We start from the raw sequence: 7,296 nt of genomic DNA, 5'->3' as shown, positions 1-7,296 counted from the left end.
TCCTGACCAGCAGGTGACATCCCGTAGTCCCGCATCGAACCCTCCACGCCGACATGATCATCCACGCGGTGATGCGTTGACCGGTTGAGCCCAAGATCGGTTGATGGACATATCCAAAGCGCCCGAGAAGTGAACTGATCTCTGACAGCCGCGGCGCAGGCGTCCGGAGGCGAGTGGGACGAGGTGGCGACGGCGCCCGCAATTCGACGCGCGCAGCGTACAAACGTTGCCCGTCCGCCGAGATCTCGACAGAGTGGAAGTGGAGTATCTCGCGGTGGCCCCCGGGGCCCGACATCTGAGGAGAGTGCTGTGCGCTTCGGAATCTTCATCCCGCAGGGGTGGCGTCTCGACCTGGTCGGTCTCGATCCCGCTACCCACTGGGAGGTGATGCGGGGTCTGGCGGCCCGCGCCGATGCGAACCCGGTGTGGGAGTCGCTGTGGGTGTACGACCATTTCCACACCGTTCCGGAGCCGAGCGAGGAAGCCACGCACGAGGCCTGGACCCTCATATCCGCCTTCGCCGCCACCACGACCCGGGTGCGGCTGGGCCAGATGTGTACCGCGATCAGTTACCGCAACCCCGCCTATCTCGCCAAGGTCGCGGCGACAGTGGATCTGATCTCCGGTGGCCGCACCGAAATGGGTATCGGCGGCGGCTGGTACGAGCACGAATGGCGCGCCTACGGCTACGGTTTCCCCGCCGCCGGGGAGCGGCTCGGCCGGCTCGACGAAGGGGTACAGATCTTCCGTCAGGCCTGGCAGACCGGCACCGCCACCCTCGACGGCCGCTACTACCAGGTGGACGGCGCGATCGTGCGCCCGCTACCCGCCCAGGAGGGCGGCCTGCCGCTCTGGATCGCGGGCGGCGGCGAGAAGAAAACCCTGCGTATCGCCGCGAAATACGCGCACTACACGAACTTCGCCGGTAACAACCCCGACGAGTTCACCCACAAATCGGAGATCCTGCGCGCGCACTGTGCCGATGTCGGCACCGATTTCGACGCCATCGTGCGCAGCGCCAACTTCAATGTCGCCATCGGTGCTACCGAGGCCGAGGTCGAACAGCGCAAGTCCGAGCACGCCGCCCGGATCGCCCCGGTCCTGGGCGCGGAGAAAGCCCGCGCCTACGTCGACAACCTGAACAGCGGCGGCGCGGCGGTCGGCACCCCGGAACAGATCGTGGAGAAACTGTCCGCCGTCCGCGATCGCGGCCTGGGCTACGCCATCTTCAACTTCCCCGAAGCGGCCTACGACACCAGCGGTATCGAACTCTTCGAACGCGAAGTCCTCCCGGCGCTTTCCTGACTTCGGGCAGCGGTGGTCCCGGCGCGCCGAGGCCGACAACTACGCCGTGGACCACCGCGCGATATCGGAGGACTCGAGCCGTACCTGATTCCGTCGACGAGGATCAGGAGCGGCTATGGGTAAATCCGTATCAGAGCCTCGGAATGGTACGTGCGGACTGGATGTCTTCGATTCTCCCCAGGACTCCACTGATCGCGCTCTCGTCGAAGCCGAGGTCGTCGAGGGCGGCACGCACCTGTTCAGGGGACAGGGAATCCACCGCTTCCAGTACACCCGAGTCGAAGTCGGCGCCGCGGTGGGTGTCCGCGAAGTCGGAGTCGATCCCGAACGATATCGCGTCATCGCGACGGGGGTCCCGGGCCTGCGGAAAGGCGTACCCGTGGTCGAATAGAACCAGGTCACCGTTCTGGTCGCGCCGGTAATTGTGCGCCAACCCATCCGGCATACCGATGATGTAGTGCAGGACGGCCGCCTGTTGCTGCTGCTTTGCGTCGAAGGCGTGCCAGGGCTCCTCGTCGGGTCGCAGTTTGCGATATTCCTGCACGGAGCCAGGGCCGTGCGGCCCCCGCTCGATCAGCCCGGTGGGGGGTACGAGGTCGAACCCCAGCAACCGGTTGAGGCGATACGCCGCGACCTCCCGCTTCGCCAGTTCACCCGGCACATGCCGAATCCAGCTGATCCCTTCGAAGGTTTCCTCGGCCGCGGGCTTGTAGACCACCAATTCGTCGTCGCTGTCCCGCATGATGTGCACACCATTGTTGTTGCCCGGCGGCAGCGACGCGGTCAACTCGTCTTCGGACCTCAACTGCCGGGAACTCATCGCCTGCTCCTCCGGAGTCGGCCGATACGACCGCGACTGTTCCGGCCGCCCCGAAGCGGGATCCCGTGAATGTTCGATCCGGTCTCCACCGAGCAGGCCGACGGAAGCCTCTTCTGCGTTGCCGGCGGCCGCAGGACCGGTCCGGATCGTCCCGTTGAAGTCCTGCCGCCGACCGACATCCCGCTCGGTGAATCTCATCAGAGCGCCGGTGATCCGTTCCACCACTTCCGACATGCGGTGCCACTGTGCACCCATTGATCACCGGCGCCGGCCTGTATCCCACACGAGGACTACAGCATGCAGCTCACGCAGCCCTCGACCTCGGTGCCCTCCAGCGCCATCTGCCGCAGGCGGATGTAGTAGAGGGTTTTGATGCCCTTGCGCCAGGCGTAGATCTGGGCCTTGTTCAGGTCGCGGGTGGTGGCGGTGTCCTTGAAGAAGAGGGTCAGCGACAAGCCCTGGTCCACGTGCTGGGTGGCCGCGGCGTAGGTGTCGATGATCTTCTCGTAGCCGATCTCGTACGCGTCCTGGTAGTAGTCCAGGTTCTCATTGGTCATGTACGGGGCCGGGTAGTAGACGCGGCCGATCTTGCCTTCCTTGCGGATCTCGATCTTCGACGCCACCGGGTGGATGGAACTGGTGGAGTGGTTGATGTAGGAGATCGATCCGGTCGGCGGGACGGCCTGCAGGTTCTGGTTGTAGAGACCATGCTCCATGACCGCGGCCTTCAGTTCCCGCCAGTCGTCCTGGGTGGGGATGCGGATATCGGCATCGGCGAACAACCGGGCGACCCGTTCGGTCTTCGGCTCCCACACCCGGTCGGTGTACTTGTCGAAGTACTCACCGGAGGCGTACTTGGATTCGGGGAACCCACCGAAGTACGTACCACGTTCCCGCGCAATCATATTCGAGGCCCGCAGGGCGTGATAGACGACGGTGTAGAAGTAGATGTTCGTGAAATCCAGGCCTTCGTCGGACCCGTAGTGGATGTGTTCGCGGGCCAGGTAGCCGTGCAGGTTCATCTGGCCGAGGCCGATGGCGTGCGAGGAGTTGTTGCCCTGTTCGATCGAGGGCACCGAGTTGATATGGGTCTGATCGGAGACGGCGGTCAGGGCCCGGATGGAGACCTCGATGGTGCGCGCGAAATCCGGGGAGTCCATCGCCTTGGCGATATTGAGCGATCCCAGGTTGCAGGAGATGTCCTTGCCCACGTGGGCGTAGGTGAGGTCGTCGTTGTAGATCGACGGCGTGGAGACCTGCAGGATCTCCGAGCACAGGTTGGAGTGGGTGATCTTACCGGCGATCGGGTTGGCCCGGTTCACCGTGTCCTCGAACATGATGTAGGGGTAACCGGATTCGAACTGCAGCTCGGCGATGGTCTGGAAGAACTCGCGCGCCTTGATCTTGGACTTGCGGATCCGCTTGTCGTCGACCATCTCGTAGTACTTCTCGGTGACGTCGACATCGGCGAACGGCTTGCCGTAGATACGTTCCACGTCGTACGGCGAGAACAGGTACATGTCCTCGTTCTTCTTGGCCAGTTCGAAGGTGATGTCCGGGATCACCACGCCCAGCGACAGCGTCTTGATGCGGATCTTCTCGTCCGCGTTCTCCCGCTTGGTGTCGAGGAAACGGTAGATATCGGGGTGGTGGGCGTGCAGGTACACCGCACCCGCGCCCTGGCGCGCACCGAGCTGGTTGGCGTAGGAGAAGGAATCCTCGAGCAGCTTCATGATCGGGATGACGCCGGAGGACTGGTTCTCGATCTTCTTGATCGGGGCGCCGTGCTCACGGATATTGCTGAGCAGCAGTGCCACCCCGCCGCCGCGCTTGGACAGCTGCAGCGCGGAGTTGATGGAGCGCCCGATGGACTCCATATTGTCCTCGATGCGTAAGAGAAAACAACTGACGGGCTCGCCGCGCTGCTTCTTACCGGAGTTGAGGAAGGTCGGGGTGGCCGGCTGGAAGCGGCCGTCGATGATCTCTTCGACGAGTTTGCCCGCGAGCACCTCATCACCGGCGGCCAGGGTCAGCGCGACCATGCACACCCGGTCCTCGAAACGCTCCAGGTAGCGCTTCCCGTCGAAGGTCTTGAGGGTGTAGGAGGTGTAGTACTTGAACGCGCCGAGGAAGGTGGGGAAGCGGAACTTCTTGGCATACGCCTGCTGGAACAGCTTCTTCACGAAGGCCCGGCGGTACTGGTCGAGTACCTCGGGTTCGTAGTAGTTCTCCTCCACGAGGTAATCGAGCTTCTCGTCGAGGTTGTGGAAGAAGACAGTGTTCTGGTTGACGTGCTGCAGGAAGTACTGGTTGGCGGCTTCGCGATCCTTGTCGAACTGGATCTCGCCGTCCGGGCCGTACAGGTTCAGCATCGCGTTGAGGGCGTGGTAGTCCAGCACCTCACCGGATTCGCCGGCGCGCTGCGGGGGCTGCTCCAGGCGGGCGGTCATACCTGCTGGTGCTGTCGTTGTTGCTGCCAAAACAATCCCAATCCCTCACGGACGCGGGCGACGTCCTCGGCGGTTCCCATGAGTTCGAAGCGGTACAGGTAGGGCACTCCGCATTTACGCGAGATGACATCGCCTGCGAAGCAGAAGGTGTCGCCGAAGTTCGTGTTCCCGGCCGCGATGACCCCGCGTAACAGGGCGCGGTTGTGCGGATCGTTGAGGAACTTGGCGACCTGGCGCGGGACGAATTCCTTGTCGGAACGTGTCGAACCGAATACGTGCCGACCGCCCCCGTAGGTGGGGACGATCAAGACGTAGGGTTCGTCGACCCGCAGCGAGCCGGTGGTGTGCAGGGGGATCCGGAGTGCCGGGATATCCAGCTTCTCGACGAACCGGTGGGTGTTCTCCGACGCACTGGAGAAATAGACCAGCGTATGCGACTCGAACATCTCACCTCCCCTGTGCCCCGACCCGGTCGGGCGCGCTGTCGGCTCAGGCTGTATCTATCGCGCCTGAGCGCGGGCCCTTCGTAATTACGCTGCGCTGCCGCCTGCGGGCCTGACGCACTCAGGCTGCGACGGTGGCCAGCGCCTTGATGCGGTCGGGCCGGAAGCCGGACCAGTGCTCGTCACCGGAGACGACGACGGGGGCCTGCAGGTAGCCGAGGGCCATCACGTAGTCGCGGGCATCGTCATCGGTGGAGATATCGACGATCCGGTATTCCACCCCGGCCTTGTCGAGGGCCTTGTAGGTGGCGTTGCACTGCACGCAAGCGGGCTTGGTGTACACGGTGATCATTCGAGTCCCTCTCTCCTGTGCCTATGTGCGGTGTTCGCGGTCCTTCGTGGTGACGGTCCGCCGCCCTCCGGGCCGAGCTCACCGCATGCCTGATCCAGCCGGTGACCCGTCTGTGTTGTGCGGTGTGTCGGCACAATCGGATGATCTGCGCAAACTCCGAGGACCGACCCTGAAACGCCATGTCCGGGCCGGTTCCACCCGGTGCCGGCGGGCCGATTGCGCCACCGCCTCCAGGCATCGATGACACTACACCTAGTGGCCGACAGAAAGAAACAACACGAGATGTTGCGAGTCACAACCATGTGATTTCACCGCTGTAAGCCGCAGGACAGCAACTCGACACGCCGAATTCACCGTGGCCCAGATCACAAATCACCCGGGCCAGTTCTTTTTCAGCAAACGCAAGAGACTACGCCTGTCACACCAGTAGCGCCGGGCCCCAGCAGGCCCTCGGGTCCCGTAGGAAACCGACCGACCGGAAACGCGAGGGCCGCTCCGTCGACGACGGAGCGGCCCTCGCGATGCGCTGATATCAGGCGGAGACGAGTTCCCCGCTGGCCGCGGTGACCAGAACCTTCACCGACTCGGCCAGTTCGCGCTGCGCCTCGGCGTCCCCAAGCGGGTGACCGGCGGCGAAGCGCTCACCCCACGCGGCATAGTGCAGATGCGCCTCCTCGACGATCTTCGCGCCGGCGATACCCACGGACTTGACCGCGTCGGCGTGCGCCCACCGGGCGGCGTTGGGGCTGATCGAACCGCTGAGCACGGCCACCGGCTTACCGCCGATCGCGCCCGCGCCGTAGGGACGGGACAGCCAATCGATCGCATTCTTCAGTACCGCCGGCAGGGTGCCGTTATATTCCGGGGTGACCAACAGCAGACCGTCGCTCGCCGCGACCGCGTCACGCAGCGCCTGGGCGGCGGCCGGTACCGAACCCGCGATATCGATATCTTCGTTGTAGAACGGGATATCACCGATACCTTCGTAGAGGGAGACCTCGGCGCCCGCGGGCGCGGTCGAGGCCGCCGCCTCGGCGACCTGCCGACTGACCGAGGCCTCGCGAAGGCTGCCGACGAGGGCGACGATACGGGTCTGGCTCATGTTCACTCCTGCGGTACTAGTTGTGTGACGATCGCACTGCCCAGGTTAACCGGACCGCGGTCCGCTACATTCCTCCGGAGGGACGCACAGCGCCGTGAACTACGACACACTCAGCCCGGATTCCGCCGAATCCGGACCCCCGGGTGACCCGCGACCGATCCCCGCGTCCGCCGAGCCGCTCGCACTGCGGGTCCGCCCGCCGCATCGAAGGGTGGGACCCGAACTACCCGGTACCGCCGAACCCGCCGAACGCGCCGACGCCGCGCGCAACCGGCGCCGGTTGCTCGACGCCGCCCAGGAACTCGTACGCGACCACGGTGTGGACGCCCTCACCATGGACGCGCTCGCCAAACGGGCCGGGGTCGGCAAGGGCACGGTGTTCCGGCGGTTCGGCAACCGGACCGGCCTGATGTACGCACTGCTCGACCACTCCGAGACCCAGGCGCAGGAGGCGTTCATCTTCGGCCCACCGCCGCTGGGGCCGGGCGCGCCACCGGTGGAGCGGCTCGTCGCGTTCGGGCGGGCCCGGCTCCTGGATGTCGAGGTGGCGGGCGAACTGCATCGCGCGGCCGAACTCGGCTCCTCGGAGGACCATTTCAGCAGCCGGCCCTACCTCGTACTGAAAACCCATGTGACGATGCTGCTGCGCGACGCGGGCAGCCCGGGTGATCCCGCGCTGCTGGCCGACACCCTGCTGGCCGCGCTCGGCGCCGCGCTCGTCCTGCACCAGCTCCGCACACTCGGTTACACGCGCGAGCAGATCGGCGACAACTGGGAAGCCCTTGTTCGTCGCGTGGCCGTTTCCACCGAGCAGTAGAGTGATC

General features: G+C 64.9%; 8 protein-coding genes. 3 read left to right on the top strand and 5 right to left on the bottom strand.

Annotated features, from left to right (window positions below):
• Window positions 1-309: 309 nt before the first annotated feature.
• The gene (locus AB0H42_RS32770; RefSeq protein WP_357063019.1) at window positions 310-1,305 is read left to right on the top strand and encodes an LLM class F420-dependent oxidoreductase; all 996 of its coding nucleotides are present in this window, start codon (window positions 310-312) and stop codon (window positions 1,303-1,305) included.
• 130 nt (window positions 1,306-1,435) lie between these two features.
• On the opposite strand, the gene AB0H42_RS32765 is transcribed toward AB0H42_RS32770, so the two are convergent.
• On the bottom strand, window positions 1,436-2,125 hold the full coding sequence (locus tag AB0H42_RS32765) for a hypothetical protein (RefSeq protein ID WP_357063017.1): 690 nt from the start codon (window positions 2,123-2,125) through the stop codon (window positions 1,436-1,438).
• Between the two features lie 69 nt (window positions 2,126-2,194).
• On the opposite strand from AB0H42_RS32765, the gene AB0H42_RS32760 reads away from it, so the two are divergent.
• Window positions 2,195-2,383 carry a hypothetical protein gene (locus AB0H42_RS32760; RefSeq protein ID WP_357063016.1) on the top strand — a complete coding sequence of 63 codons (189 nt, stop codon included), beginning with the start codon at window positions 2,195-2,197 and terminating at the stop codon, window positions 2,381-2,383.
• Between the two features lie 32 nt (window positions 2,384-2,415).
• On the opposite strand, the gene nrdE is transcribed toward AB0H42_RS32760, so the two are convergent.
• The 4 genes from nrdE to AB0H42_RS32740 all read right to left on the bottom strand — a co-directional run bounded on the left by nrdE (window position 2,416) and on the right by AB0H42_RS32740 (window position 6,472).
• Window positions 2,416-4,575 carry a class 1b ribonucleoside-diphosphate reductase subunit alpha gene (gene nrdE, locus AB0H42_RS32755; RefSeq protein WP_357063014.1) on the bottom strand — a complete coding sequence of 720 codons (2,160 nt, stop codon included), beginning with the start codon at window positions 4,573-4,575 and terminating at the stop codon, window positions 2,416-2,418.
• A complete protein-coding gene (gene nrdI, locus AB0H42_RS32750) occupies window positions 4,572-5,021 on the bottom strand; it encodes a class Ib ribonucleoside-diphosphate reductase assembly flavoprotein NrdI (RefSeq protein WP_357063012.1) in 450 nt (149 codons plus the stop codon). Before nrdI ends, nrdE begins: the two co-directional genes overlap by 4 nt.
• Before the next feature lie 118 nt (window positions 5,022-5,139).
• Window positions 5,140-5,370 (bottom strand): glutaredoxin-like protein NrdH, encoded by a 231-nt coding sequence (nrdH, locus tag AB0H42_RS32745; RefSeq protein ID WP_265804318.1) that lies wholly within the window; start codon window positions 5,368-5,370, stop codon window positions 5,140-5,142.
• Between the two features lie 532 nt (window positions 5,371-5,902).
• A complete protein-coding gene (locus AB0H42_RS32740; protein WP_357063011.1) occupies window positions 5,903-6,472 on the bottom strand; it encodes an NAD(P)H-dependent oxidoreductase in 570 nt (189 codons plus the stop codon).
• Window positions 6,473-6,683: 211 nt separating this feature from the next.
• Here AB0H42_RS32740 and AB0H42_RS32735 point away from each other — a divergent pair, with 211 nt between their 5' ends.
• The gene (locus AB0H42_RS32735; RefSeq protein ID WP_357063023.1) at window positions 6,684-7,289 is read left to right on the top strand and encodes a helix-turn-helix domain-containing protein; all 606 of its coding nucleotides are present in this window, start codon (window positions 6,684-6,686) and stop codon (window positions 7,287-7,289) included.
• Window positions 7,290-7,296 lie beyond the last annotated feature (7 nt).

The organism is Nocardia sp. NPDC050799, assembly GCF_040654015.1.
Lineage (GTDB): Bacteria > Actinomycetota > Actinomycetes > Mycobacteriales > Mycobacteriaceae > Nocardia.
This window is presented reverse-complemented; position numbering and strand designations above follow the sequence as displayed.